General features: G+C 67.3%; 27 protein-coding genes and 1 tRNA gene. 14 read left to right on the top strand and 14 right to left on the bottom strand.

Translation table 11 applies throughout. From position 1 onward, the window contains the following. Positions 1-199: 199 nt before the first annotated feature. The 4 genes from G5B40_RS17550 to G5B40_RS17535 are packed head-to-tail and all read left to right on the top strand — an operon-like array spanning position 200 to position 3,578. On the top strand, positions 200-1,450 hold the full coding sequence (locus G5B40_RS17550; RefSeq protein ID WP_246209605.1) for an MFS transporter: 1,251 nt from the start codon (positions 200-202) through the stop codon (positions 1,448-1,450). Positions 1,451-1,454: 4 nt separating this feature from the next. Then, entirely contained in the window at positions 1,455-2,912 is a 1,458-nt protein-coding gene (locus tag G5B40_RS17545; RefSeq protein ID WP_165101364.1) for an MATE family efflux transporter, read from the top strand. 58 nt (positions 2,913-2,970) lie between these two features. Next, the gene (locus G5B40_RS17540) at positions 2,971-3,291 is read left to right on the top strand and encodes a 2Fe-2S iron-sulfur cluster-binding protein (RefSeq protein WP_165101361.1); all 321 of its coding nucleotides are present in this window, start codon (positions 2,971-2,973) and stop codon (positions 3,289-3,291) included. Next, a complete protein-coding gene (locus G5B40_RS17535) occupies positions 3,291-3,578 on the top strand; it encodes a DUF2312 domain-containing protein (RefSeq protein ID WP_165101358.1) in 288 nt (95 codons plus the stop codon). The genes G5B40_RS17540 and G5B40_RS17535 overlap by 1 nt, the downstream gene beginning before the upstream one ends. 7 nt (positions 3,579-3,585) lie before the next feature. Here G5B40_RS17535 and G5B40_RS17530 read toward each other — a convergent pair whose 3' ends face one another. Beyond that, positions 3,586-4,962 (bottom strand): sigma-54-dependent transcriptional regulator, encoded by a 1,377-nt coding sequence (locus G5B40_RS17530; RefSeq protein ID WP_246209603.1) that lies wholly within the window; start codon positions 4,960-4,962, stop codon positions 3,586-3,588. 172 nt (positions 4,963-5,134) lie between these two features. Here G5B40_RS17530 and G5B40_RS17525 point away from each other — a divergent pair. Further along, positions 5,135-5,210, top strand: a tRNA-Lys gene (locus G5B40_RS17525). 762 nt (positions 5,211-5,972) lie between these two features. On the opposite strand, the gene G5B40_RS17520 is transcribed toward G5B40_RS17525, so the two are convergent. Beyond that, entirely contained in the window at positions 5,973-6,173 is a 201-nt protein-coding gene (locus G5B40_RS17520; RefSeq protein ID WP_165101353.1) for a DUF1674 domain-containing protein, read from the bottom strand. 35 nt (positions 6,174-6,208) lie between these two features. Between G5B40_RS17520 and htpX the strand changes: the two genes are divergently transcribed. The 4 genes from htpX to purH all read left to right on the top strand — a co-directional run bounded on the left by htpX (position 6,209) and on the right by purH (position 11,733). Further along, positions 6,209-7,096: a zinc metalloprotease HtpX gene (gene htpX, locus G5B40_RS17515; RefSeq protein ID WP_165101350.1), complete on the top strand. Its 888-nt coding sequence runs from the start codon at positions 6,209-6,211 to the stop codon at positions 7,094-7,096. Next, positions 7,093-8,361, top strand: coding sequence for an RsmB/NOP family class I SAM-dependent RNA methyltransferase (locus G5B40_RS17510; RefSeq protein ID WP_246209602.1), 1,269 nt, complete (start codon positions 7,093-7,095; stop codon positions 8,359-8,361). The genes htpX and G5B40_RS17510 overlap by 4 nt, the downstream gene beginning before the upstream one ends. 61 nt (positions 8,362-8,422) lie before the next feature. Beyond that, positions 8,423-10,129: a heparinase II/III family protein gene (locus tag G5B40_RS17505; RefSeq protein ID WP_165101347.1), complete on the top strand. Its 1,707-nt coding sequence runs from the start codon at positions 8,423-8,425 to the stop codon at positions 10,127-10,129. A 20-nt stretch (positions 10,130-10,149) separates the two neighbouring features. Continuing rightward, entirely contained in the window at positions 10,150-11,733 is a 1,584-nt protein-coding gene (gene purH / locus G5B40_RS17500; protein WP_165101344.1) for a bifunctional phosphoribosylaminoimidazolecarboxamide formyltransferase/IMP cyclohydrolase, read from the top strand. A 286-nt stretch (positions 11,734-12,019) separates the two neighbouring features. Here the strand turns inward: purH and G5B40_RS17495 are convergent, their stop codons facing one another. From G5B40_RS17495 to G5B40_RS17465, 7 genes are all read right to left on the bottom strand, one after another. Then, complete coding sequence (locus G5B40_RS17495) at positions 12,020-13,156, bottom strand: patatin-like phospholipase family protein (RefSeq protein ID WP_165101341.1); 1,137 nt, start codon at positions 13,154-13,156, stop codon at positions 12,020-12,022. Next, complete coding sequence (locus G5B40_RS17490) at positions 13,153-13,509, bottom strand: hypothetical protein (RefSeq protein WP_165101338.1); 357 nt, start codon at positions 13,507-13,509, stop codon at positions 13,153-13,155. The genes G5B40_RS17495 and G5B40_RS17490 overlap by 4 nt, the downstream gene beginning before the upstream one ends. A gap of 412 nt (positions 13,510-13,921) precedes the next feature. Then, complete coding sequence (locus G5B40_RS17485; RefSeq protein ID WP_165101335.1) at positions 13,922-14,416, bottom strand: F0F1 ATP synthase subunit B family protein; 495 nt, start codon at positions 14,414-14,416, stop codon at positions 13,922-13,924. 4 nt (positions 14,417-14,420) lie between these two features. Then, positions 14,421-14,906: a F0F1 ATP synthase subunit B' gene (locus tag G5B40_RS17480; RefSeq protein WP_246209865.1), complete on the bottom strand. Its 486-nt coding sequence runs from the start codon at positions 14,904-14,906 to the stop codon at positions 14,421-14,423. A gap of 200 nt (positions 14,907-15,106) precedes the next feature. Continuing rightward, complete coding sequence (locus G5B40_RS17475; RefSeq protein ID WP_165101329.1) at positions 15,107-15,346, bottom strand: F0F1 ATP synthase subunit C; 240 nt, start codon at positions 15,344-15,346, stop codon at positions 15,107-15,109. A 42-nt stretch (positions 15,347-15,388) separates the two neighbouring features. After that, positions 15,389-16,147 (bottom strand): F0F1 ATP synthase subunit A, encoded by a 759-nt coding sequence (locus G5B40_RS17470; protein ID WP_165101326.1) that lies wholly within the window; start codon positions 16,145-16,147, stop codon positions 15,389-15,391. Positions 16,148-16,157: 10 nt separating this feature from the next. Further along, on the bottom strand, positions 16,158-16,481 hold the full coding sequence (locus tag G5B40_RS17465; protein ID WP_165101323.1) for an AtpZ/AtpI family protein: 324 nt from the start codon (positions 16,479-16,481) through the stop codon (positions 16,158-16,160). 262 nt (positions 16,482-16,743) lie between these two features. Here G5B40_RS17465 and G5B40_RS17460 point away from each other — a divergent pair, with 262 nt between their 5' ends. After that, a complete protein-coding gene (locus G5B40_RS17460) occupies positions 16,744-17,226 on the top strand; it encodes a TetR/AcrR family transcriptional regulator (RefSeq protein WP_165101320.1) in 483 nt (160 codons plus the stop codon). A gap of 5 nt (positions 17,227-17,231) precedes the next feature. On the opposite strand, the gene G5B40_RS17455 is transcribed toward G5B40_RS17460, so the two are convergent. Next, positions 17,232-17,702: an Lrp/AsnC family transcriptional regulator gene (locus G5B40_RS17455; RefSeq protein WP_165101317.1), complete on the bottom strand. Its 471-nt coding sequence runs from the start codon at positions 17,700-17,702 to the stop codon at positions 17,232-17,234. Between the two features lie 110 nt (positions 17,703-17,812). On the opposite strand from G5B40_RS17455, the gene phhA reads away from it, so the two are divergent. Both phhA and G5B40_RS17445 read left to right on the top strand, forming a co-directional pair. Beyond that, positions 17,813-18,679, top strand: a complete 867-nt coding sequence (gene phhA, locus G5B40_RS17450; RefSeq protein WP_165101314.1) for a phenylalanine 4-monooxygenase — start codon at positions 17,813-17,815, stop codon at positions 18,677-18,679. Between the two features lie 93 nt (positions 18,680-18,772). After that, entirely contained in the window at positions 18,773-19,309 is a 537-nt protein-coding gene (locus tag G5B40_RS17445) for an acyl-CoA thioesterase (RefSeq protein WP_165101311.1), read from the top strand. Positions 19,310-19,374: 65 nt separating this feature from the next. Here the strand turns inward: G5B40_RS17445 and G5B40_RS17440 are convergent, their stop codons facing one another. The 4 genes from G5B40_RS17440 to G5B40_RS17425 all read right to left on the bottom strand — a co-directional run bounded on the left by G5B40_RS17440 (position 19,375) and on the right by G5B40_RS17425 (position 22,039). Next, positions 19,375-19,584: a cold-shock protein gene (locus tag G5B40_RS17440; protein ID WP_165101308.1), complete on the bottom strand. Its 210-nt coding sequence runs from the start codon at positions 19,582-19,584 to the stop codon at positions 19,375-19,377. A 159-nt stretch (positions 19,585-19,743) separates the two neighbouring features. Then, complete coding sequence (locus G5B40_RS17435; protein WP_165101305.1) at positions 19,744-20,526, bottom strand: SseB family protein; 783 nt, start codon at positions 20,524-20,526, stop codon at positions 19,744-19,746. Beyond that, positions 20,523-21,440 carry an alpha/beta fold hydrolase gene (locus G5B40_RS17430; RefSeq protein WP_165101302.1) on the bottom strand — a complete coding sequence of 306 codons (918 nt, stop codon included), beginning with the start codon at positions 21,438-21,440 and terminating at the stop codon, positions 20,523-20,525. Before G5B40_RS17430 ends, G5B40_RS17435 begins: the two co-directional genes overlap by 4 nt. Beyond that, positions 21,437-22,039 (bottom strand): uracil-DNA glycosylase family protein, encoded by a 603-nt coding sequence (locus G5B40_RS17425; protein WP_165101299.1) that lies wholly within the window; start codon positions 22,037-22,039, stop codon positions 21,437-21,439. The genes G5B40_RS17430 and G5B40_RS17425 overlap by 4 nt, the downstream gene beginning before the upstream one ends. A 144-nt stretch (positions 22,040-22,183) precedes the next feature. Here G5B40_RS17425 and G5B40_RS17420 point away from each other — a divergent pair, with 144 nt between their 5' ends. After that, positions 22,184-22,519 carry an ArsR/SmtB family transcription factor gene (locus G5B40_RS17420; RefSeq protein WP_246209601.1) on the top strand — a complete coding sequence of 112 codons (336 nt, stop codon included), beginning with the start codon at positions 22,184-22,186 and terminating at the stop codon, positions 22,517-22,519. Next, positions 22,516-23,565 (top strand): permease, encoded by a 1,050-nt coding sequence (locus G5B40_RS17415; RefSeq protein WP_165101293.1) that lies wholly within the window; start codon positions 22,516-22,518, stop codon positions 23,563-23,565. Before G5B40_RS17420 ends, G5B40_RS17415 begins: the two co-directional genes overlap by 4 nt. Positions 23,566-23,648 lie beyond the last annotated feature (83 nt).

The following is a 23,648-nucleotide window of genomic DNA, read 5'->3' as shown; positions in this document are numbered from 1 at the left end:
GCAGGGCATAGCGGCCCGCGCCGAAGCGGCGGCCGGCCGATCTTCGCGCCCGCGCCGGAAAAGGCGGGCGGCGCCGCGTTCAGTCCATCGGGCGAGTCGCCGTCGCCTCCCCCCACCGCCATATCGACCGGGCCGGCGCAAAATTCGTGGCCTCGGCGGCGCAATAGCGTATACGAAGTCTCCGAAGGAGCCTTCCCCAATGTCCCTCCCCCGCTATCGACCGGAGATGAGCCTCGCCGAAGGTCGCGCGCTGCCGCGCTGGCGCCGGCCTGAGTCGATGCTGATCCTGATGGCCTTCGGCTCCATGCTGGCGTTTTCGACATGGATGGCGGTGGCGGCGAATTTCATTATCGAGGTCGTCCATTTCGACGGATCCGACAATGGCTGGATGCACACGGTGCGCGAGATCCCGGGCTTTCTGGCCTTTCTCGCGATCTTCATCTTCGCGCTGATCAAGGAGCAGACATTCGGGCTGATCTCGCTCTTTCTTCTCGGGTTCGGCTCGGCGCTGACGGCGGAGTTTCCGACGCTTCAAGGCGTTCTGGTCGTCACCTTCATCTCTTCACTCGGCTTTCACTATTTCGAGACCGTGGCGCAGAGCCTGCAGCTGCAATGGCTGCCGAAGGCGGAAGCGCCGAGAATCCTGGGCCGGATCGTTTCGGCGGCGTCTGCGGGCGCGCTGGTCTCCTACGGCTCGATCGTCCTCGCCTGGGAGTTCTTCGATCTTTCCTACCGCACGATCTACTGGGCCTCGGGCGGGTTCTGCATGGCCGTCGCCCTGGTCTGCTGGCTCGCCTATCCGCAATTCCGCTCCGACACGGTCCAGCGCAAGGATTTCGTCGTGAAGCGGCGCTACTGGCTCTATTACGCGCTTGTCTTCATGGCCGGCGCCCGGCGGCAGATCTTCACGGTTTTCGCCGCCTTCATGATGGTGGAGCTTTACGGATTCCATCTCCATCACGTCGCCGGACTGATGCTGCTGAACTATTGCGTGATGATCTTCGCGGCTCCGCTGATCGGCAGGGTGATCGCGCGCCGCGGCGAAAGGCTCGCGCTGATCGTCGAGTATTCCGGGCTGCTGACCGTATTCCTGTTCTATGCCGGGCTCTACTGGTTCGCCTGGCCATGGGAGGCGGCGGCGGCGCTCTATGTCGTCGATCATATCCTCTTCACCATGGCGTTCGCGCAAAAGACCTATTTCCAGAAGATCGCCGACCCGGAGGACCAGGCCCCAACGGCGGCGGTCGCCTTCACCATCAACCATATCGCGGCGGTTTTCCTTCCCGCGCTGCTCGGCTATCTCTGGCTGGTCGATCCAGCATCCGTCTACAGCCTCGCCGCGGCGATGGCCTGTGTCTCGCTCTTTCTCGCCACGCTCGTGCCGCGCCATCCCGAGAAGGGGCGCGAGACGCGACTGGCGCGCGGGCCGCTGGCGCAACCGGCCGAATAGACCGTTGGCGGATCGAGGCTCCGGCCGGTTCACCACCGGCTCCACAATGCGCCATGTCGCGGTGATGACGGCGGCCGGCTCGGCCGGGCTCTTCTTTCTGTTCCTCGTCGATTTCGCCACATTGTTCTTCGTCTCGCTACTCGGCGACGAGACGCTGACCGCGGGGGTGGGATTCGCCTGGGCGATCCAGTTCGTCACCGCGTCGGTCGGCATCGGGCTTTCGATCGCCGCGATGGCGCTGGTCAGCCGCTCGATCGGCGCGCGCAAGCGGGAGAAGGCGCGCTCTGAAGCAACGTCGGCGATCGTCATCACCGTCTGCGTTCTCACCGTCACCGCGATCAGCGTCATCGCCCTCAGACGGCCACTCTGCGCGATCATCGGGGCCGAGGGCGAGGCCGCGGAGGTCGCCGCACGGTTCCTCCTGATCTCCGTCTCGTCGCTGCCTTTCGTCGGAATGAGCATGGTTTCGGCCTCGATCCTCCGGGCGGAGGGAGACGCGCGACGCTCCATGCTCGTGACGATGACCGGCGGAGCGGTCGCGCTGGCCCTCGCGCCCCTGCTGATGTTCACGCTCGGCATGGGCGTCGACGGCGCGGCGCTGGCGATGGTGGTGAGCCGGGCGGCGTCGTCCCTCACCGGCGTCCGGTTCTGCATGGGGCGCGCGCTTCTCGCGCCGCCGTCGCTCAGGGGGGCGCGGCTCATGGCGCGGCCCTTCTTCGCCATCGCCGGACCGGCGGTCGCGACGCAACTCTCCACCCCGCTCGCCAATCTTCTCTTCACCTGGTGGGTGTCCGATTTCGGCGACAGCGCGGTCGCCGGCTGGGCGGTGGCGAGCCGGCTGACCGTGCTCTCTTTCGGCGGGATATTCGCGCTGTCCGGGGCGATCGGCGGGATCATCGGACAGAATTACGGCGCGCGGCTCGGAGAAAGGGTCGCCCGAACCTATCGCGACGCCCTGATCTTCGCGACCTGCTACGTCGTGTCGGCCTGGGCGCTGCTCGCGACGCTCGCACCCGTTCTCGTCCGTGGATTCGGCGTCTCGGACGCCGGCGCCTCCGTCATTCTCGCATTCTGCTATGTCGGCGCCGGCGGCTTCATGTTCAACGGCGCGCTTTTCGTCGCCAACGCCGCGTTCAACAATCTCGGCCGTCCCTTGTGGTCGACCGCCTTCAACTGGACGCGCGACGCGGTCGTCACCCCGCTGGCGCTGGTCTCGGTTCCGACCACGCTCGGCGCGCCCGGCGTCGTTTACGCGCAAGCCGTCGCCGGCGTGCTGGTCGGCGCCGCGGCGGTCGTCGCCGGCTGGCGGCTCAGCCGGTCGATCGGCTTCACCATTGCGCCGGAGAAGACGGACTGGCCAGTCGCGCCCCCACCGACCGGCTCCGCCCGCGCCGCGATGGCGATGATGGACGCGAGAAGGGGCGACGCTGCGCCACTGGCGAAACCTGACGCGTTGGACTAGACAGCGTGCCCGAACGGCGCGAAACGGGCGTCACAGGACGCGCATGAGGGACTTCCTGATGGTCAAGATCACTTATATCGAGCACGGCGGCGCCGAGCATGTCGTCGACGTTCCCCTGGGCCTGACGGTCATGGAGGGAGCGCGCGACAACAACATTCCCGGCATAGACGCCGATTGCGGCGGCGCCTGCGCCTGCTCGACCTGCCATGTCTATGTCGACCCCACATGGGCCGACAAACTGCCGGAAAAGGAGGCGATGGAGGAGGACATGCTCGATTTCGCCTATGAGCCGGGAGACACAAGCCGGCTGACCTGCCAGTTGAAAGTGACGCCGGAGCTTGACGGCCTCGTCGTCCGCATGCCGGAGAAACAGATCTGATGGCCGATGATGTCCTTGAAGAGTCCGGCTTTTCGACCACCGCCGTCGCCGCCGGGCAGCTGAAATCCATCGTCGAGCGCATCGAACGGCTCGAGGAGGAGAAGAAAGAGATCGCCGATCAGGTGAAGGAGGTTTACGCCGAAGCCAAGGGCAATGGTTTCGATGTGAAGACGCTCCGCAAGGTCGTCGGGCTGCGCAAGAAAAAGGCCGAGGAACGCGAGGAGGAAGAGGCGATGCTCGACCTATATCTCCACGCGCTCGGCATGGTTCCGGGGCCCGCCGCCTGAGCCGGATTCAGGCCTGCCCGGTCCCGCCCCGCGTTTTGCGGTAGAGTGTGGAGCGTCCGATGCCGAGACGGCGCGCGGCCTCCGACATGGCGCCACCATAACGGGTGAGCGCCGCCTCCAGCGCCGCCGCCTCGATCTCCACCAGGGGCCGGATATGACCGTCCTCGTCGAAAAACGCCTGGCGCTCGGACGTCCGCGTCGCGTGTCCTCCGGCTGCGGGGGGGCCGATATGGCTGAAATCCGCGGCGCCGAGGAGCGCGCCTTCGCTCAGCACCACGGCGCGATGGATGGCGTTCTCGAGTTGGCGGACGTTGCCCGGCCATTGCGCTGCGGTCAGCAAAGCCAGCGCCGCCGTATCCAGCCCCACGACGGGTTTGCGCTCCTGCGCCGCGAAACGGGCGACGAAGCGCTCAGCGAGCGGCGCGATGTCTTCGCGCCGCTCGCGAAGCGCCGGCAGCGTCACAGGAAAGACGCCGATCCGGTAGAAGAGATCCTCGCGAAAGCGGCCCGCAGCGACTTCGGCGGCCAGGTCGCGGTTGGTGGCGGAGATCAGGCGGATATCGGTCCGAATCGTTCGCGCGCCGCCGACCGGATCGACCTCGCCCTCCTGCGCCGCGCGAAGCAGCTTGACCTGCGCGCCGAGCGGCAGATCACCGATCTCGTCGAGGAAGAGAACGCCGCCATCCGCTTCCTCGAACTTGCCGATACGCCGAGCCACGGCGCCGGTGAAAGCGCCTTTCTCATGGCCGAAGAGGATCGACTCGACCAGCATCTCCGGCAGCGCGCCGCAGTTCACCGCGACGAACGGGCCCGCCGCCCGATCGGACGCGGCGTGGATCGCCCGCGCGAAAACCTCCTTGCCGACGCCGCTCTCGCCTTCGATGAGCACCGGGATCGTCGAGCGCGCGGCGCGCGCCGCCAACCGGATCGCGCCTCTCGTGACCGGGCTGCGGGCGACGAGCGCGGCGAAGCCGTCGATAGCGAGCGGCGCGGAGACGCGGCGCCGGGAACGCTCCGCGCCCTCGCGGCTCAACGCCGCGCGGATCGCCGTCTCCAGCCGTTCCGGCGCGACCGGCTTGATCAGGAAATCCTGCGCCCCAGCGCGCATCGCCGCGACCGCGTGAGCGACTGAGCCGAGCGCGGTCAAGGCGATCACCGGCAGGTCGCGGCGCGCCGGACGAAGCCGGGCCAAGACCTCCATCCCGTCAAGGTCCGGCATCGCGAGATCGAGAAGGACCAGCGAAACCCGGGGCCCGAGCGGCCCGTTCAGGACGTCAAGCGCAGCGCTCCCGCCCTCCGCTTCGATCCAGCGCCGGTTCACCGCCGTCAGCATGGCGCCGGTCATCCGCCGCTGAGCGGGATCGTCGTCGACCATCAGGATCATGCGCTCGCCGACCTCCTTACCGGACGCCATCCATCCGCAGGGCGTCGCCGAACCTAAGGCCATGCTGGTTAAGAACTGGCGACCGGCGTCGCCCCCGAGCCGCGGGTCGCCGGGGCCTGGGCGGCAAAAGTCGCTTGCGCCTTCCCGATCAAAACGCTATCCGAGCGCCGGCGGGTGATTAGCTCAGGTGGTAGAGCAGCTGACTCTTAATCAGCGGGTCGTAGGTTCGAGCCCTACATCACCCACCAATCCTTCGGTGGCTTAAGCGTAAGAGAGCAGGACTCCGACGCCGCTTGCCCAACATGGCGCGGAGCTCGGCTGCGAATCTGGGCTTCCGCCAATCGGTCGCCGCGCTTCACGCCGCCAGATTGGCGTCGCCGCCGGGCGTCGAGCCGCCCGAATGCTTCGTGGTCGACCTGTTCGGATATGTTTCGGCCCGCGCCGTCGCGAATACGCTTTTTCCGGCGGGCGGGACCGGACGCCATGCGGTTCTGGAGTTCACCAACGAAAGCAACGCGCCGATCCCACACGCCCGGGACTTACCGTCGCACTTGGCGATCGCAGCGCGCACGACCTCAAGGGTCTGAGCATCTCCTGGCCGCACGCGGCGCGATCGGCCGGCGTCGGTGAAGACTTGACGATCGAAGCGCTGAGAGCTTCCTGTCGCAACTGATTTCCTCCGGGGAACTCCCGTCGAATCGCGCCGCACGGGCGTTCGGTCCGACAACCCGCCCCTACCGGCGGCGCCCATAGCGGCATAACGTCAGCCTCAATGAAATTCCCACCGCGAGCAGACTGACGACCGCCCTGCGCCTTATCAGAGAGATCGGCGCCGGCGTGTCGAACATCGCGGCTGAGTTCAGCCATGCGGTTCCAACCGAATCGCCCCGCTTCGTCGGCGTCGTTTCGCGCCCAGAATGCGCCAACAGCTTCACCTCCGCGGGGTAGGCGCCGCGCGATCGGGAGGCGCTCCACAGGACAAATGTGACCAAGACATTTGTGTCGTCAGGTCAGAAATCTGAAACGACGCCCTTGCTCTCCCAGTCGCCGTAGCGCGTCGGCTCGGGTCCGTCGCGGCCGCCAAGTTCGGTTGGCAACACCGGCTGCCTGTTGGCGGCCCGGCGCGCTTCGGCCTCCTTCAGCGCCCGCGTCGCCGCCTCCGCGATCCGCATTGCCGTCTTGGCTTCTTTATCCTTCGGCTCTCCGGACATATATCCCTCCTGAACGTCATTCCGGGGTATAGTGGATGAATTACGCAAAGACAGCCTTGCTGCTGGCGGCGATGACCGGCCTCTTTCTCGCCGTCGGGTATCTTCTCGGCGGCGCGGGGGGCGCGCTGGTCGCGTTTCTCGTCGCGCTGGCGATGAACGGCTGGGCGTGGTGGAACTCCGACAAGATGGCGCTGCGTATGCACAACGCGGAGCCCGTGACGCGCGCCGGCGCGCCGGCGCTATATGGGATGGTCGAGCAGTTGGCGCGGAACGCCGGGCTACCGACGCCGAAAATATACATCATTCATTCCGAGCAGCCGAACGCCTTCGCCACCGGCCGAAGCCCGGAGACCGCCGCCGTCGCCGCCACCACCGGTCTGATCAGGATGCTGTCGGAAGATGAACTGGCCGGGGTGATGGCGCATGAACTGGCGCATATCCGCAATCGCGATACGCTGATCATGACCGTCGCCGCGACCATCGCCGGTGCGATCGGTTTCTTGGCGCAATTCGCCTTCTTCTTTCGCGACAATCGCGGCGCCGGCGGGTTGATCGGCGCGCTTCTGGTGATGATTCTCGCGCCGATCGCAGCGAGCGTGGTGCAGATGACGATATCGCGCACCCGCGAATACGCAGCCGATCGCGCCGGAGCCGAAATTTGCGGCGCCCCGCTCGCGCTCGCCTCCGCGCTCTCGAAGATCGCCGGAGTCGCCGGGCGGATCGAGATGCCGAGCGCGGAGCGGAACCCGTCGAGCGCGCATCTCTTCATCATGAACCCGCTGACCGGGCGCGGGGCGGACAAGTTATTCTCCACCCACCCCAACCCTGAAAACAGGATCAAGGCGCTGGAGGAGATGGCCGGACGTAGCCTCGGCCGCCGTACGTCGCCGGCCACCCGCCCGGCGCGCGGACCCTGGGGGTGAGCGGCCTTTCCGCACGCGAAGGGGCGCTTGTTCTGATCCGGTCCGTCACCGAAGAGGGCGCGATGCTGGACGAGGCGGCGCTTCCGGCCGCGCTCGCCCCGGCGGAGCGGGCGCGCGCGCTGACGCTGGCGCGCGGCGTGATCCGCTGGCTCGGCCCGATCGACGCCACGCTGGCGCATTTCATGAAGCGCGCTGCGGCGAAGGACACGCATGCGATCCTGCGCCTCGGCGCGACGGAGATCCTGGCGCTCCGCGAGGCGCCGCATGGCGTCGTCGATTCCGCAGTGCGCCTCGCGAAGGCCGGCAAGCGCACGCGACCGCTCGCCGGTCTCGTCAACGCCGTGCTGCGCCGGGTCACCGCCGAAGGGCCGGAGGTCTGGGAAACGCTGGATCACGCCCGTCTCGGGGCGCCTGACTGGCTCTGGCGCGCGCTCCGCGCCGATTGGGGCAGGGTCGGCGCCGCCGCCATCGCCGCCGCGCACCTGCGACCGGCGCCGCTCGATCTGACCCCGAAGAATGACGACGCGGCGGCGCTCGCGACGCAGCTCGGCGGCGTGGCGACGCCGACCGGCTCGGTCCGGCTGGCGCGGCCGGGCCGACTTACCGACCTGCCCGGCTTCGCCACCGGCGACTGGTGGGCGCAAGACGCCGCCGCCGCGGTTCCGGCGCGGCTGGCCGGGTCGGGCGAAGGACGGCGCGCGCTCGACCTCTGCGCGGCGCCGGGCGGCAAGACCATGCAACTCGCCGCCGCAGGCTGGGTTGTGACGGCGCTCGACGCTGCGGCAACGCGCATGAAGCGGGTCGAGGAGAACCTCGCCCGAACCGGGCTGAGCGCGGAACTCATTGTCGCCGACGCGCTGGAATGGGCCGCCGACCCTTTCGACCTGGTGCTGCTTGACGCGCCCTGCACCGCGACCGGCACGATCCGTCGGCATCCTGAACTGCCTCATATACGCGACGGCGCCGGCCTCCCGGCCGCGACCACGCTACAGGCACGGCTCATCGACGCCGCCTGGGCGCTGGTCGCGCCCGGCGGCGCGCTGATTTACGCCACCTGCTCGCTGATCAAGGCGGAGGGAGAGTCGCGCGCCAACGCCTTCATGAAAGCGCATCCCGAGGCGGAGCGGGCGCCGATCCACCCGGCGGAGATCGGCGACGCCGCGCTCCTGACTTCGGCGGGGGATTTCCGCGCCCGCCCGGACCTCTGGCCGGAGAGCGGCGGGCTGGACGGGTTCTTCGCCACCCGCTTCCGGCGGCGCGCGTGACAGCGCGCCCAGCGCGGCGTAGGCTGGTGAGAGGGCCGGGAACGCGGTTGTCGAGCGGATCATGACAGAAATCCAAGCGAACGCGGTCGCAGCTTGGCGCCCCGGCGCCGGGGACCGCTTTCATGCATGGCTCGCCCGGTTCGGAGCGACGCCGAAGACCCTCGTCGCCACGCCCGAACCTCTCTGGACCGGCGACGGCGGCAGGGCGCGGGAACTCGCCGCCGGCGCGCTGCGCTTCGGCGGCGCGCTGGTCGAGGCGCATGGCGAGAGCCCCTGGGATCAGCCGCCGCCGTCCCGCGCATGGATGGCGGCCCTCCATAGCTTCGACTGGCTTGACGATTTCGCCGCCGCGCCGGACGCCGCGACCCGCGCCCGGCTCGCCGATTGGCTGTTCGCGTGGATCGAGCGCTACGGCGCGGGAGACGGACCCGGCTGGCGCCCAGACCTGACCGGCAGGCGGTTGACGTGTTGGGTCTGCCATGCGCCGGCGATCCTCGACGACGCCGGGCCCGATCGCGCTCGCGCGTTCCTCCGCGCCATCGGCAGGCAGGCGCGTTACCTCCGCCGTCGCTGGCGGCGCGCCCCGCCCGGACTGCCGCGGTTTGAGGCCGCCGCCGGGATGGTCCACGCCGGGCTGGCTCTCGGCGCCGAACGGATGATCGCGGAGGGGGTCGCCGCCCTGGGACGGGAGGCCGCGCGCCGTATCGGCGGCGATGGCGGGCTCGCCTCGCGCAACCCCGAGGACCTGGTCGAGGCGCTGGGAACACTCGCCTGGACGGCGCGAAGCCTCACAGCGGCCCGGCGTGAGCCGGCGCCGGCGCACCTGGACGCGCTGGAGCGGCTCGCCGCAGCGATCCGCGCGCTGCGCTTCGGCGATGGCTCTCTGGCGCGGTTTCATGGCGGAGGCGCAGGCGAGCCGGAACAGATCGACCGCGCTCTGGCCGCATCGGGCGTCCGGGCCGGCGCGCCCGTGCAAGAGGTGATGGGCTACCACCGGCTCGCCACCGGCCGCGCTGCGCTGATCTTCGATTCCGGCGGTGAAGGACGACGGGCCGCAGCGACCGATCACGCCAGTCTTTTCTGCATCGAGGCGGCCATCGGACGACGCCCCGTCATCGTCAATTGCGGCCCCGGCGCCCGGTTTAGCCCAGACTGGCGCAGGGCGGCGCGCGCCGCCGCCGCGCATAGCGGTCTGACGATCGATCGGATATCCCGAACGCTCGCCGACACGGAAGAGCCACCGATGGCCGCGCCGGGGCATGTCAGCGCCGTGCGCGAAGAGGACGAGACCGGCATATGGCTTGTCGCGGAGCATGACGGCTGGCTCCGGAGCCATGGTCTGATCCATCAGCGTCGTCTCTATCTGGCCGCGGATGGCTTCGACCTTCGCGGCGTCGACCGGCTCGTCGCCAGCGGGCCGGGGCCGCGCGCCACATTCAACGCGGCCGCGGCGCGCGACACGCATGGCGCCGTCCGCTTCACCATCCGATTTCATCTTCATCCCGATGTTGAGGCGGACGTCTTTCTCGCCGGCTCTGCGATCCGGCTCAATCCGGGCGGTAGCGATGTCTGGGTCATGCGCCAGTCCGGCGGCGCGCTTTCGATCGAGGAAAGCGTCTATCTCGACGAACGCAGGGCCCAGCCGCGCGCGACAAAACAGATCGTGGTCAGGGCGCTGGCGAAGGATTACAGGGGCGAGGTGAAATGGACATTTCGCCGGGCGGAGCCAACCCGGCCCACCGCCCCCGCCTCCCGTGCGGAACCCTGAACCGAAGAGGACTCTCGCCCATGACCGAACGAACGCCGATCCGGCGCGCGCTGATCTCCGTCTCCGACAAGACCGGTCTGAACGAATTCGCCGCCGCGCTGGCGGCGCGGGGGATCGAACTGATCTCCACCGGCGGCACGGCGAAGGCGCTGCGCGCGGCCGGGCTGGCGGTGCGCGACGTCGCCGAACTGACCGGGTTCCCGGAGATGATGGACGGCCGGGTGAAGACGTTGCACCCGATGGTGCATGGCGGGCTTCTGGCGCTTCGGAACGACGCAGGCCATGTCGCGGCGATGGAGGCGCACGGGATCGCGCCGATCGATCTGCTGGTCGTCAATCTCTACCCGTTCGAGGCCACCGTGGCGGCCGGAGGCGCCTACGAGGACTGCGTCGAAAATATCGATATCGGCGGCCCCGCGATGATCCGCGCGGCGGCGAAGAATCACGCGCATGTCGCCGTGGTGGTCGACGCAGCGGACTACGAGCAGGTGCTGGCGGAGATCGAAGCGGGCGGGCCGTCGCTCGCCTTCCGCCAGGCGCTGGCGCAGATCGCCTACGCCCGCACCGCCGCCTATGACGCGGCGGTCTCGAACTGGATGGCGGGCGCGATTGGAGCCGGGACGCCGCGCCGGCGCGTCTTCGCCGGGACGCTGCGTCAAACCATGCGCTATGGCGAGAACCCGCATCAGGCGGCGGCGTTCTACACCGACGGCCCGGCCCGGCCCGGCGTCGCCACCGCCGTTCAGCATCAGGGCAAGGCCCTGAGCTACAACAACATCAACGACACCGACGCGGCGTTCGAACTGGTTGCGGAGTTCGCTCCGGAGGGCGGGCCGGCCTGCGCCATCATCAAGCACGCCAATCCTTGCGGCGTGGCGCGGGGCGCGTCGCTGGCGGAGGCCTATGGGCGCGCGTTCGACTGTGACAGGACATCCGCCTTCGGCGGCATCGTCGCGCTCAACCAGCCGCTGGACGAGGAAACGGCGGCGCGGATCACCGAAATCATGACAGAGGTGGTGATCGCGCCCGGCGCCTCGGACACCGCGAAGGCGATCTTCGCAAGAAAGAAGAACCTCCGGCTGCTGACCACGGAGGCGATGCCCGACCCAGGTGCGGCCGGGCTCGCCTTCCGGCAGGTGGCGGGCGGGTTCCTGGTGCAGGACCGCGACAATGGCTCGATCGGCGCCGCTGATCTGAAGGTCGTGACGAAGCGAGCGCCCTCGTCAACGGAGATCGAGGACATGCTGTTCGCCCGCATCGTCGCCAAACATGTGAAATCCAACGCCATCATCTACGCGAAGGCGGGCGCGACGGTCGGCGTCGGCGCCGGGCAGATGAGCCGGGTCGATTCGACAAGGATCGCGGCGCGCAAGGGCGAAGACATGGCCGGGGCGCTGGGGCTGGCTTCGAGCCCGGTCGAGGGCGCGGTCGTCGCCTCCGACGCCTTCTTTCCCTTCGCTGATGGTTTGATCACGGCGGCGGAAGCCGGGGCGACGGCGGTGATCCAACCCGGCGGCTCGCTTCGCGACGAAGAGGTGATCGCGGCGGCGGATGAGCGCGGCCTCGCCATGGTCTTCACCGGCATGCGGCACTTCCGGCACTGAGAAAGGCGCAAGGGTGAGGGCGCTCTAAGCGGCAAATCGGCGCGCGCCATCGCACGCGCCAAGATCGCCAACTCATTGGCCTGACGGTGGCGTCCGGATTCCGCTAATCGAACATCAACCCCTCGCACGCCCGGAGTGCTCTCCCGATAGCGATCGTGGCGCAAAGCCTCTGAGCGACAGCAGACAGCAGGGTGCGCGACGGCAATTCAGGAGACGGATTATCTCTGCGGGGCGCAGCCGCTTCGGGCCGCTCCGCGCCGCCGCGCCGGCGGCGAAGGTCCGCCGGTCATAGCACCCGGCCGTCCTGATCCATGAAACCGTCCCATGATTCGAAATCGTGAAAGTCGAACTCATTGTCGAGTTTCTGTTTCGCCCGCGTCTCCCCGTCAGCGATCATGTCGTCGACGTTCTTGCCGAAATCCAGCAAACCGACGTTCAGATCGCTTTGTGGACGAATCACGCAAAGGCGCACCAGGCGGGATTCGAGCTTCTCGATCGCCCCGTTGGGGCCACCTTTCAATCGGCGGATCAACTCACTGTAAATCTTGTTGTTGGCGCCGACCTGACGGATCTGCGCTTCGAGGCTCGCGGTCAGCCAAGTGGAGAGCAGCGTCTGCGCCAGCGTGAAAAAATGGGTCGTTCGGCCGAATGATTCGGCGTTCGGGATGAATACGTAGATCAAGCGCGCGCCAAGTAGAATCGCCGGCGCAATCGGCTGGTTAAGAAGTACGCCGCCGTCGAAACGACCCTCCATCGGTGGAAAGAGGATCGGCAGCGCGGCGGTGCCCATCAGCCCCTGCTTCAGCATCGTCATGCTTCTTACCGGTGTCCAGGCGTCGGCGTAGCGGCCCTTTCGGGCTGATGCGGGCAGAGACCGCTTCCTTCCCTTAAGCCGGTAGAGAAGTTCGGATTCGCCGTCCGCCAGCCGTGTCGTGGAGACGACCAGCGTGCTCTTCGCCTTCGAGAACGCCTCCGAGCGCGCTTCGTCGGCGAATATACGGTCGAGCGTCCCCTCCATCGGCGCGGTGTCGAAGATGCTTTTCTTACCCTCGAAAGCATTACGTATGGCCTCGACGAGGCCTTGGTCGTTCCCGTCGCCGAAAAAGCCCATGATGAACGCGTGGGCGCGGCTACCAGCGATTCTGGCGGCGAGCGCCTTGAAGTCGATGGCCTCGGTAAAGATGTCCGTGGGCGCCAGCCCGGCCCAGAAAGCGCCGATCTCCTCCGGCGTGAGACCGAGATGGTGGCCGGCCGCGTTGAGCGCGCCGGCGGAGGCGCCGGTAACGATGGAGGGCGGCTTACCGGAATGAAAGTCGAGCACCGCCTTGAGGCACCCCACCTCCCAAGACCCGAGCGCGCCGCCTCCAGAAAAGACGACGGCGTAGTCGCTGTTCTTGTGATCCTCGATCGAGGCGCCTCTCACTTCATGCTCCGGTTCAGGAGATTGACGAGCTTCGACGAGTGCTCAACCAACTCAAGCGCATCGCTGGAGCCCAGCTTGCGGAGGTTCAAGAGACTCGCCGCCTGAGCGCTGAGTGACTTGAGAATCCGGCTCGAATTGAGGTTGATCGTAACGATATGGCGCCGAATGTCGCCGTTGTTCAGAAACACCGACGCGCACACCTCGCAGAACTGGTCTTTCCCCGCGTTGTGCGGCTTCGCAAGGGGGGCGTCAGCCCTGCCCGCGCCTGTGGTCAGCGCGTTCAGGCGTTCTATGGTGTAGCGGGCGACGACCGGGCGCAGACTGGCGGAACTGAATGCGTGGAGTTCCAGCATCGGACAGCCGTCACAGAAATCCCTGACACCATCCACCGCATCCCTCCCGGAAGGATAACCATGACTATAATGAGCTTCGTGCGAATCACAAGCTTCGGCCGCCGGGCGAGCTACCTCGCGGCAGATCCGTATTTCCTTCACCCGGGCGCGTGGCAAAAGGATATCGTCGCGACGGCGAACAGGGCGTTCCGCCCGGACCTCCCCCCCTTCCGCTGACAGCGCAGAGAGTTCGACTACGGCCGCGCCCGAACCGGAGGAGACGCCGACCGCGATCGGTTCATCGGCGAAAAGCTATGGAGAAATTCGCGGTGGAAGCCCGCCGCGTCAGCGTCGCGGCCGCATGTCGGGTCGTATCCAGAAATGAAAAAGCCCCGCATCCGCAGGGCCTTTCCGTTCATCGAGTTGGACGAAGTCAGTGCAGCTTGGCGCTGACATCCCTGATCGAGGCGTCGATCCACTCCGCTCCGGCCTTGTCTGTCATCTTCTTCGCGATGACCTCGCGGGCCGCCTTGATGGCGACGGTGACGGCGCGGTCACGGACCTCCTTCATCGCCGAAGCTTCGGCGGAAGCGATCTGGTCCTCGGCAGCCTTCAGCCGGCGGGCGATGGAGGCCTTCAGGTCGGCTTTGCCCTGTTCAGCGGCGCGGGTCGCCTCGTTGCGGGCCCGCTCGACGATCTCGGCGGCCTGCGCCTCGACCTCCTTGTGTTTGCGTTCATAGGAGGCGAGGAGGGTCTGCGCCTCTTCACGCAGACGCCTCGCGTCGTCCAGCTCGCGCCTGATCCGATCGGCGCGGGAATCAAGCATCGCCCCGACCTTGCCCGGCACCTTCAAATAGACGAGCAAAGCAACGAAAAGGAGCGTCGACAGCGTAACGACGAGATTCGCGTCCCCGAAAAAGCCCATCATGCGCTTATCCCTTCACGATCTCGGCGACGGCAGCGCGAGCCGCCTCGGCGTCGGCCATCTGCGGCGCGACGGATTCGATCACCGCTTCGGCGGCGTCGACGGCAACTTCCTCCACCGCCTGCATTGCGCTGGCGCGTATTTCGGCGATGCGCTTTTCACCCTCGGCGGCGCGGGCGGCGATCTCGGCGTCGGCCTTGGCGGTGGCCGCGTTGACTTCGACCTGGATTTCGTCGCGGGTCTTCTGCGCGATCTCCTGCGCTTTGGAGCGGGCGTCGGCGAGCGCCCTGTCGTAGGCGGCCTCAGCCTCCTCCGCCTTTTTCCTGAACTCGGCGGCGCGGTCGAGGTCGTCCTCGATCGCGTCGGAACGCTCCTCAAGCCCGGCGGCGATGCGCGGCAGCGCGATGTTCTTGAGGATCAGGAACAGAACGACCAGCGAGACCACCAGCCAGAATATCTGGCTGGCGTAGCTGTCCAGATTGAGCTGCGGCATGCCGCCGCCGCCGTGCTCCGGGTCCAGCAGTTCGACGCCCTCCTCCGCCGCGAGCGCGGGGAAAGCGAGAAGCGCGCCGCCGAAGGCCGGCCCTGAGACCGAAGCGACCGATTTCGACAAAAGGCCCATGCGGCCCTCCTGATCACTGGTCCGCGCGCCCAAACGGCGCGCGGCGGACTGCGGTTCGTGTCGTTCCGTCCTCAGACGGCGAACATCAGCAGAAGCGCGATCAGGAACCCGAAGATGCCGAGCGCCTCGGCGAAGGCGATGCCGAGGAACATGGTCGCGGTCTGACCGCCGGCCGCGGCCGGGTTGCGGAGCGCGCCGGCGAGGTAATTGCCGACGACATGGCCGATGCCTACGCCGGCGCCGCCCATGGCGGTGCAGGCGAGACCGGCGCCGATATATTTGCCGAGAAGGGTTGCAGCTTCAGCGTCCATCGTGATGTCTCCTCTGGATGGATCCCATGCGTTCCGCCCGCTTTAGTGCAGGTGAAGCGCGTCGTTCAGGTAGATTGCGGTGAGAATGGCGAAAATATACGCCTGCACCACGGCGACCAGCAGCTCCAGCGCGGAGATGCCGACCATCGCGCCGATCGGCAGGATGGCGAGCGGTCCGAGCCCGCCGGCGACGATCATCGCGGCGAGCCCCGCGAACACTTTCAACACCGCGTGACCGGCCATCATGTTGCCCGCAAGTCGAACCGAATGGCTGAGCGGACGCACGAAGAAGGAGATGATCTCGATCAGCGCCAGGGCCGGGCGCAGCGCCATGGGCGCGCTCGTGACCCAGAAGAGGCCGAGAAACTTCAGCCCGTGGCGGGCGAAGCCGATGATGATCACAATCAGGAAGACGGCGAGCGCCATGACCCCGGTCACCGCGACATGCGAAGTGGTGGTGAAGCTGTAGGGGATGAGGCCGAGCAGGTTCGAGAACAGGATGAACATGAAGATCGTGAAGATGTAGGGGAAGAATTTCAGCCCCTCCTGCCCGAGCACATCGACGCACATCTGCCGGATGAAACCGTAGAGCACCTCCGAAATCGAAAGCATCCTGGTCGGCACCAGGTGTCGGCCGCGCGAACTGAGGATCAGCAGCGCCGAGATGCAGATGACCGCCAACGCCATCCAGAGCGTCGAATTGGTAATCGAGAACATGCCGAGATCGCCGCCGAACAGCGGCTTGATCTCGAACTGGTGCATCGGGTCGATGACGACCTCGCCCTCGTGTCCGCTCGCCATCTTCACCCTCTCACTCGGGGTCCCGCTCCGGGCCCGCATGTTCCTTCTCGTACTCCGCCGCGGATTTCAGCATCACGCGGACGCCGGCGGCGAAGCCGAAGAGCACCATCACGATGAGAAAGAGCGGCATCGTGCCCAGAAGGCTGTCGATGCCCCATCCCATCGCCGCGCCGACGAGAACGCCGGTCACGAGATCAATCGTCATGCGCCAGCCATAACCGGCGGCGGAGTATTTGCCCCCCCGCGGCGCCGGTTTCGGCTTGCGCGCCTCACGAACCGCATCGATCTTCGCGCCGAGCGCTTTCAGCGGGTCGTCGGGGGGTCGCAGTGTCATGCGCCGCCTCCAATTCTCCTCGCCGCGAAGGGTCCGTCAGGCTGCGCGGACAATAGGCGCCGCAAGGCGCGGGCGTCAATGCCGCAATTGGGTCGGCTGAGAACTTTTATCTTATTGATACTAAATGACTTTCTCCGGATGCGACGCGACAACGCAGCCCGCGGAGCATCCTGGGCGGCACGCACCGGAGAATCGCGAACGGCTTGCATGAAACCATACCATACAGTATTGTATTGCATGAATGGATGGCGGAGACGCTTGAATGGCGCGGTATTCTCGGCGGGACTGGCTGGCGCTCGGGCGGCTGGCGCTCGCGGAGGCGGGGCCGGCGGCTCTTACGGTCGAGGCGCTGACGGCGCGGGCCGGCAAGACCCGCGGCTCCTTCTACCATCACTTCCCGACCCACGGTGATTTCGTCGCCGCGCTGGCGGCGGAGTGGCGACGCGGCCTTGCGGATGGGAACAAACCGCACTGCCCCTACGACTGGGCGGTCGAACGGGGAATGCGGCGGCTGGCGGCGGCCGCGCCGGCGGCGCGGTCCGAGGTCGAGGCGGCGGACGCTGCGCGCATCGCCCGGCTGCGCGCGGCGCAAGCCGACCCGGCGAGCCCGGCGGCGACCGATTACGCCGCGATCGCCCAAGCCGTCCGGCTCGGCCTGCTCGCCGACGATCGCGCCGACCCGGAACGGATCGACAGGCTGCTCAGGCTCCTCGATGAGATGATCGCGGCGCACTGGAACGAATAGACGGCTCAGATCGGCAGCGCCGTCGTGAACTTCAGTTCGCGCAACGAAAACGAACTGACCGCCGACGCGACCGAGGGGTGGGCGAGAAGGCGCTCCATCAGGAATGCTTCGTAGGCGGCGACGTCGCGCACGCGGATCTTCAGCAGATAGTCGCGCCCGCCCGCGGTCGAATGACATTCCATCACCTCGTCCGCCGCGGCGATGAAACGCTCGAACGCCGTGCGTTTCTTGTCATCGTGGTCGTGCAGCGAGACATCTGCGAAAACACAGAGCCTCCGCTCCACCTTCGCCGGATTCACCAGCGCGACGCGGGCGGTGATCACCCCCGCCGCCTCCAGCGCCTTCACCCGCCGCCATGCGGAAGCGGATGAGACGTGCGCGACCTCGGATAGCCGATCGAGCGTCGCGCCGGAATCGCGCTGAAGAAGATCGAGAATCGCGCGATCCGCGATATCGAGGGAAATTTCTTCGCTCATCCGCTCCATCTCGAACGATTTCCCCGCATTCAGCCATCTCGAAGGTACGATTGAAAGCCTTTTCCATCCCGCCGGCGTCATGATCTCGCACGGGCATAGGAGAGAAACCCATGGCTGAAGCATCGACCCGCACCCGGCGCGAGACAGGTCCCGTCGCCGTAGACCATACCATCGACCAGCGCTGGAGCGCCTATACGCTAGAGGAGCACGCGCGCTGGGGCGCGCTGACGGAACGGATGATGGGCATCCTCCCCGGCCGCGCCTCCGAAGCTTTCCTGAAGGCCGCGAAAACGCTGAAACTCTCGGAGGGCGGCATTCCGAATTTTGAGCGGCTCTCCGACAAGCTGAAGGAACGGACAGGCTGGCGCATCGTCGGGGTGCCCGGTCTCGTGCCCGACGAGGTGTTCTTCGATCACCTCGCCAATCGGCGTTTCCCAGCCGGCTGCTTCATCCGGGACGCCGACGAGATGGATTACATCGAGGAGCCGGACGTTTTTCACGATGTCTTCGGACATGTCCCGCTGCTCGCCGATCCGGCCTATGCCGACTTCATGGAGGCGTATGGGAAGGGAGGGCTCCGAGCGCTGAATCTCGGCCGGCTGGCGAATCTGGCGCGGCTCTACTGGTATACGATCGAGTTCGGACTGATCGAGGAGATGGGCGCGCTTCGGATATTCGGCGCCGGGATCATATCGTCGCCGAAGGAGACGGTGTTCGCGCTCGAGGACGATTCGCCGAACCGGATCGGATTCGATCTGGAGCGGGTGATGCGCACGAATTATCGGATCGACGACTTCCAGCAGAGTTACTTCGTGATCGACGGCTTCGAGACGCTGCTGGAGGCGACGTTGCGGGATTTCGGACCGCTCTATGAGCGTCTCAAGGACGGTGCGGCGTACAAACCGCAGGACGTACTGCCGACGGACCGGGTCTGTCACAAGGGAACGCAAGCCTATTTCACCAACAAGGCGGGCTGAGCGCGCCGCCTTCGCCGACGCCACGTCACCGATTGCGGAGAACGGACGCTTACGTCAGCGTAAGCTGATCCGCATCCGCACCGGGGTTCGTCCATGTATCCGTTTCACCGGCAGATCCTGGAATCGATCAGGGCCGCCCGCCTGCCACCTCTGGCGCCGGGCGAGACGCATGTTCACCGGTTTCGCGTCCTGCCTTGGGACATCGATCCATTTGGCGACCTTAACAACGGCCGGATCCTGACGCTGATGGATATCGGCCGCATCGCGCTGGCGCAGCGCACCGGCCTGATCGCAGTGATGCGGCGACGCGGCTGGGGGCTCGTCATGGCCGGTTCCGTCCCGCAATACAGAAAGCGCGTGACGATGCTTCAGAAGGTGGAGACGCGTAGCCGCCTCGTCGCGCGCGACGAGCGGTTCGTCTATATCGAGCAAGCAATGTTTCGCGACGGCGCGGCTACGGCGGCGGTGATGTGTCGGACCGCGATCACCCTGAATGGCCGCCTTGTTCCGCCGGAGCGGGTCGCGGCCGAACTCGGCCGGCCCGGCTGGAATCCGCCGGCGCCGAACTGGGTGCGGGCGTGGAGCGCGGCCGAAGCGTTGCGCCCCTGGCCACCGGAAATCGCCGCCTGAATCAAAAAAACGCCGCCCCGGCGATTCCGGGGCGGCGCAAATTCCTCAATCAGGTAGAAGCCTGATCAGACGGCCGAGATCGTGCTAACGGCGGTCTTGCCGCTACGCTTGTCGATTTCGGTCTCGAACTCGACTTTCTGGCCTTCGTTCAGGCCGCTCATGCCGGCGCGCTCGAGCGCGGTCGCGTGCACGAACACGTCCTTCGAGCCGTCTTCGGGCTGGATGAATCCATAGCCCTTCTGGTCGTTGTAGAATTTCACGGTGCCTACGGTCATTGGGTCGTCCTTTGTCGCGCCGCCTCGCAGGGATTGCAGGGCTCAAGCGCAGTTCGATTTTCGGAAACCCAACCCGTTCCCGCCAGTTTGCGGCAGGGATATGTAGTTAGAAGTCCAGCCATCGTAAGGCGGACTTTTTAACGATGTCCGTTCGCGAAATCAAGGACTTCTTCGCAATTTGGGCGGGAGCGACCTGTCCGGCGCCTGTCGGGCGGTATCTGGCGGCGCGGCGATCTCGAATCCGAGCCCGACCCTCCGCGCCGCCGCGAGGCGCGCGTCGTGCTCGCGCAGCACCGCGATGTCGAAGGCCGCCCGCGCGTCGCCCGCGAAGCGCGCGGTTTCCGCCAGCGCGGCGACGACGGCGCGCTCCGCACTCTCCAGGCGTAGCGAAAGGCAGAGGACGAGAGCGCCGTCCGGCTCCCCTGCCCCGCAGAGCCAGGCCTCCGCCAGCGCGGGGCCGATTCCGGCGAGCTTCGCATCGATGCGGGCGAGCAAATCAGGCGTCGCGCCGATCGGCCGCGTCAGAATCATGGCGCCGCCCGCCTCCTCCTCGACCGGCTGTCGGAGCGCTTCGGCGGCCCAGTCGATCGCCACCGCCGGAAGGATCGTCGCCGAAGGCGCGTCTCCAAGATTGACGCCGAGTTGCACGCCTTTGCCGGCGAACATCGCGAAAACCGCGCGGCCGGAAAGCGTCAGATGCGCGGCGTCATCGCCCATGAACTCGGCGATTCTCCAGTCCGTGTCGAAGACTAGCGCGGTCTTCACCCCATCGACGGGAAAGAGAACCGGGGTCTGCGCCGCGCCATCGAGCGTCGCGGGATCGATGGCGAGGAAAAGCTCCGCCCCAGCAAGAACATCGTAATAGCGCGCCATTCCGGCGTCGCCGTCGTCCGCCGCCGCCGCCCAGGCGCGGTCGAGCGGGGTTTGCGGCGTCTCGGTCACGATCTCGCCTCCATCCAATCGACGACATCGCGCCATACATGTTCCGCCTGCAGATCGCGGAAGAGAAGATGCCAGCCCTCGGGGTAGAGAATCAGCGTCTTCGGTCCGGCGAGCGCCTCATGCGCCGCCAGCACGGCGTCTTTCGGCGCGACTTCGTCCTTCTCGCCGTAAAGCGTGAGCGTGGGCGTGCGGACATGCGGCGCGGCGGCGACGGCGCGGTCCATGAGCCGGATAAGGCCGGTGAACTCCCGGCTGGAGGGCGGCGCGAGATAGAGCGGATCGCGTCCGAGCGCGATCAGCGCATCGATATTGTCGGAGGCCTGGATCGAGACGATGCCCTTTCCGGTCCAGCGCCGGTCGGGGAAAAGCAGCGTCCCGCCCCAGGCCGCGACGCGGTAAGGTGCCGGCAGCCTGTCGCCGCCCCAGACCGCCGGCGCCGCGAGGATCAGCCCATCCACCGGCGCGCCGTCGCCCACTCCGGCGAGCGCCACCCCGCCACCCATTGAATGCCCGACGACGAAGAGCGGCAGATCGGGATAGCGGCCGCGAATCAGTTCAGCGATTTCGCGGAAGTCCGCAATCAGCCGTTCGGCGCCGGGCCAGCGCCCGCGGCTTTCGTTCCGTCCGAATCCGCGCTGGTCGTAGGCGAAGGTTAGAAAGCCGCGCGCCGCCCAGTAGCGGGCCGGCCCGTCGAAGGTGCTCGGGCCGTAATCGCCAAAACCATGAAGAGCGAGAATCACCCCGCGGAGCGGCCCCTCCGGCGTCCAGGTCGAGAGCGCGAGCCGCTCTCGGCCTGACGCCCCTGCGATGCTCCCTTCGCCGAACTCGACCGGGCCCAGCGGCGGCGCCGGCCCGGCCGGCCCGCCGACGCAGCCGGCGACGGCGAGGAGAAGTACGGCGAACGCGGCTCTCACAGCAACGCCGCGACCCGGGCGCGAAGGACGGGCACCGCCTCGGCCTCGAACCACGGGTTCTTCTTCAGCCAGCCGGTGTTGCGCCAGCTCGGATGCGGCAGCGGCATGATCGAGGGGGCGTAGGCGCGCCAGTCGGAGACGAGGGCGGAAAGCGGGCGGCGGTCCTTCAGCGTCCATTTCTGCGCGTACCCGCCGACCAGCAGCGTCAGTTCCACCGACCGGAGCGCGCCGAGCGCCCGCTCCCGCCAGAGTTCGGCGCAACGCCTCGGCGGCGGCAGATCGGAGCCCTTCGCGTCATAACCCGGGAAGCAGAACGCCATCGGCAGTATCGCGATCCGCGCCCGGTCGTAGAACGCCGCGCGGTCGATCCCCATCCAGTCGCGCAGCCGGTCGCCGGACCGGTCGTCGAAAGGAACGCCGCTCTCGTGCACCCTGATTCCCGGCGCCTGCCCGGCGATCAGGATGCGGGCGGTGGAGGAGAGCCGCGTGACCGGGCGCGGTTCGTGCCGGGTCCGGGTCGCGGCGAACTCCGCGGCGCAGGCCCTGCAGCTGGCGATCTCTACCTCCAGCATCTCGATATCGCCCGCTTCATGCGCCATGGCGCGGCAGGATGGGCCGCATCGCGCATCTGTCAAGCGCGGCCGGCGCCACATAGTTCTATATTTCTGGTTATATAGCCCCTTTAATAATTCGATATTTCCGGTTATATCGTTCTCATGACCCATGCGAATCACCTTCCCGATATGGACTCGCTTCCTCTCGACCCGGAGGAGGCCTCGGCCGGTTTCGCCGCGCTCGGCTCGGAAGCCCGGCTCGCGGTTCTGCGGCATCTGGTCCGGGCCGGGCCGGACGGCATGAATGTCGGCGCCCTCAGGGACGCCACCGGCGCCCCCGCTTCTACGCTGTCGCACCATCTCCGGTTTCTCACCCAGACCGGGCTGCTGGAGCAGGAGCGCCAGGGGCGGCAGATCATCTGCCGGGCGGATTTCGAACGTATCCGCGCGCTCGCCGGCTATCTCACGCGCGAATGCTGCGCCGACGCCGACGCGGCGCGGATTGAAGAGGACCAGACCTCATGACCGATATCAGCGCCTCCCTCTCCGGCTTCCGGGCCGGCTGGCGGAAGATCGACCGGGCCTGGGCCGCGATCCCGCTCGGCCTGCTGCTGATCGGGCTCATCGCGCCGGAGGCGCTCCGCCCGGTGACGACGCAGATGGCGGAGTCCTTCATCTCCACCCTCCCCTTCCTACTCTTCGCCGTTCTGGCGACGGCGTATCTCCGCGCAGCGAACGCCGAAGGGCTGGTTGCGAAGGCGTTCACCGGGAAACCGGCGCGCATGGTCGTCCTCGCGGCGCTGGTCGGCGGGCTGTCGCCGTTCTGCTCGTGCCAGGTAATTCCGTTCATCGCCGCGCTGCTCGCGATGGGCGCGCCGCTCCCGGCTGTGATGGCGTTCTGGCTCGCCTCTCCGCTGATGGACCCGCCGATGTTCGCGATCACCACCGGCGCGCTCGGCCTCGACTTCGCCATCGCCAAGTCGATCGCCGCCGTCGGCATCGGGCTGTTCGGAGGGTTCGGGGTGATGGCGCTGGCTCGGAGCGCGGTCTTCGCCGACCCGCTCCGTCCCGATGGTATGGCAGGGAAATCCTCCTGCTGCTCGAAGAAGAGCCCGTTCGGCGAACGGCCGGTCTGGGCCTTCTGGCGCGAGGAGGGGCGCGCGCCGATCTTCCGCAAGAGCTTCGTCGAGAACGGGCTCTTCCTCGGCAAATGGCTGCTTCTCGCCTATCTCCTCGAAGCGGCGATGCTCCGCTGGGTTCCGGCTGAGGCGATCGGCGGGCTTCTGGGCGGCGGCGGCGCCGGCGGCCTCGGGTCGATCTTGCTCGCCGCCACCCTCGGGGCGCCGGCCTATCTCAACGGCTACGCCGCGGCGCCGCTTGCCGCCGGACTGATCGAACAGGGCATGAACCCGGGCGCGGCGATGAGCTTCCTGATCGCCGGCGGCGTTACCTGCATCCCGGCCGCGGTCGCGGTTTACAGCCTGGTGCGTCCCAGGGTGTTCACGGCCTATTTCGGGTTCGCGGTCGCGGGCGCGGTCATCGCCGGCCTCGCCTACAGCGCGCTGGGGTGAGAAAGGGACGGTTCTACTGTTTGAAACCCCGTCGCCTTCGCTTTAGAGATGAGAACGAGAGGCGCCCGCCCCGGCGGGCGCCG

This window comes from Pikeienuella piscinae, from assembly GCF_011044155.1.
In the GTDB taxonomy this organism is placed as follows: Bacteria; Pseudomonadota; Alphaproteobacteria; order Rhodobacterales; family Rhodobacteraceae; genus Pikeienuella; species Pikeienuella piscinae.
Note: the sequence above shows the minus strand (reverse complement) of the source record. Positions and strands in the feature narration are given on the sequence as shown.

What these genes read in the sequence shown, in the direction of transcription:
- G5B40_RS17535 (WP_165101358.1), top strand. Translation starts at nt 3,291, where the DNA reads ATGGCCGATGATGTCCTTGAAGAGTCCGGCTTTTCGACCACCGCCGTC.
- G5B40_RS17490 (WP_165101338.1), bottom strand. Translation starts at nt 13,509, where the DNA reads ATGCTGGAACTCCACGCATTCAGTTCCGCCAGTCTGCGCCCGGTCGTC.
- G5B40_RS17470 (WP_165101326.1), bottom strand. Translation starts at nt 16,147, where the DNA reads ATGGCGAGCGGACACGAGGGCGAGGTCGTCATCGACCCGATGCACCAG.
- G5B40_RS17415 (WP_165101293.1), top strand. Translation starts at nt 22,516, where the DNA reads ATGACCGATATCAGCGCCTCCCTCTCCGGCTTCCGGGCCGGCTGGCGG.
- G5B40_RS17530 (WP_246209603.1), bottom strand. Translation starts at nt 4,962, where the DNA reads ATGATCCTGATGGTCGACGACGATCCCGCTCAGCGGCGGATGACCGGC.
- G5B40_RS17460 (WP_165101320.1), top strand. Translation starts at nt 16,744, where the DNA reads ATGGCGCGGTATTCTCGGCGGGACTGGCTGGCGCTCGGGCGGCTGGCG.
- G5B40_RS17425 (WP_165101299.1), bottom strand. Translation starts at nt 22,039, where the DNA reads ATGGCGCATGAAGCGGGCGATATCGAGATGCTGGAGGTAGAGATCGCC.
- G5B40_RS17485 (WP_165101335.1), bottom strand. Translation starts at nt 14,416, where the DNA reads ATGATGGGCTTTTTCGGGGACGCGAATCTCGTCGTTACGCTGTCGACG.
- G5B40_RS17480 (WP_246209865.1), bottom strand. Translation starts at nt 14,906, where the DNA reads ATGCCGCAGCTCAATCTGGACAGCTACGCCAGCCAGATATTCTGGCTG.
- G5B40_RS17540 (WP_165101361.1), top strand. Translation starts at nt 2,971, where the DNA reads ATGGTCAAGATCACTTATATCGAGCACGGCGGCGCCGAGCATGTCGTC.
- htpX (WP_165101350.1), top strand. Translation starts at nt 6,209, where the DNA reads ATGAATTACGCAAAGACAGCCTTGCTGCTGGCGGCGATGACCGGCCTC.
- purH (WP_165101344.1), top strand. Translation starts at nt 10,150, where the DNA reads ATGACCGAACGAACGCCGATCCGGCGCGCGCTGATCTCCGTCTCCGAC.
- G5B40_RS17475 (WP_165101329.1), bottom strand. Translation starts at nt 15,346, where the DNA reads ATGGACGCTGAAGCTGCAACCCTTCTCGGCAAATATATCGGCGCCGGT.
- G5B40_RS17505 (WP_165101347.1), top strand. Translation starts at nt 8,423, where the DNA reads ATGACAGAAATCCAAGCGAACGCGGTCGCAGCTTGGCGCCCCGGCGCC.
- G5B40_RS17445 (WP_165101311.1), top strand. Translation starts at nt 18,773, where the DNA reads ATGTATCCGTTTCACCGGCAGATCCTGGAATCGATCAGGGCCGCCCGC.
- G5B40_RS17465 (WP_165101323.1), bottom strand. Translation starts at nt 16,481, where the DNA reads ATGACACTGCGACCCCCCGACGACCCGCTGAAAGCGCTCGGCGCGAAG.
- G5B40_RS17550 (WP_246209605.1), top strand. Translation starts at nt 200, where the DNA reads ATGTCCCTCCCCCGCTATCGACCGGAGATGAGCCTCGCCGAAGGTCGC.
- phhA (WP_165101314.1), top strand. Translation starts at nt 17,813, where the DNA reads ATGGCTGAAGCATCGACCCGCACCCGGCGCGAGACAGGTCCCGTCGCC.
- G5B40_RS17440 (WP_165101308.1), bottom strand. Translation starts at nt 19,584, where the DNA reads ATGACCGTAGGCACCGTGAAATTCTACAACGACCAGAAGGGCTATGGA.
- G5B40_RS17420 (WP_246209601.1), top strand. Translation starts at nt 22,184, where the DNA reads ATGGACTCGCTTCCTCTCGACCCGGAGGAGGCCTCGGCCGGTTTCGCC.
- G5B40_RS17520 (WP_165101353.1), bottom strand. Translation starts at nt 6,173, where the DNA reads ATGTCCGGAGAGCCGAAGGATAAAGAAGCCAAGACGGCAATGCGGATC.
- G5B40_RS17455 (WP_165101317.1), bottom strand. Translation starts at nt 17,702, where the DNA reads ATGAGCGAAGAAATTTCCCTCGATATCGCGGATCGCGCGATTCTCGAT.